The 455-nt window shown below is 45.5% G+C and carries 1 protein-coding gene; it reads left to right on the top strand.

Going from position 1 to position 455, the window contains the following annotated elements:
* Positions 1 to 9 precede the first annotated feature (9 nt).
* Positions 10 to 455 (top strand): ABC transporter substrate-binding protein (locus BP896_RS05005; RefSeq protein WP_291766380.1); only part of this gene is annotated, 446 nt, incomplete at its 3' end.

Raw genomic sequence — 455 nt, 5'->3', positions numbered from 1 at the left:
GAGCTTGGTATGACTTTTAATCCGTTTGGTGGCTACCCATTTAATTTACCTCAGTTTAGGGAGGCATTATGTTATGCAGTTAACTTAACTGCGGCTGTTGCAGTATGGGGCCTTGGCGCCTATTACCCATCTTATTATCCTGAGCCTATATTCCCATACACTGTGGATACTTACCCACCCAGCCTCCAGAAGTACCTAATACCATGCTCCTATGATCCGGCTAAGGCTGCTGAGCTCCTTGAGAGTATTGGCATGTATAAGAAGGGTAATCAATGGTATTTGCCTAATGGAACACCACTAACACTAACAGTAATCACACCAAGCGGCTTCACTGATTGGGCTACAATAACCGAAGGCTGGGCCACTCAATTAAGCCTATTCGGAATACCAACCAAAGTACTAGCCCTAGATACTGGCACATACTGGAGTAGTGTATTCCCTGGTGCCCAGTTTGA

This window comes from Caldivirga sp. UBA161 (assembly GCF_002506515.1).
In the GTDB taxonomy this organism is placed as follows: domain Archaea; phylum Thermoproteota; class Thermoprotei; order Thermoproteales; family Thermocladiaceae; genus Caldivirga.
This window is presented reverse-complemented; position numbering and strand designations above follow the sequence as displayed.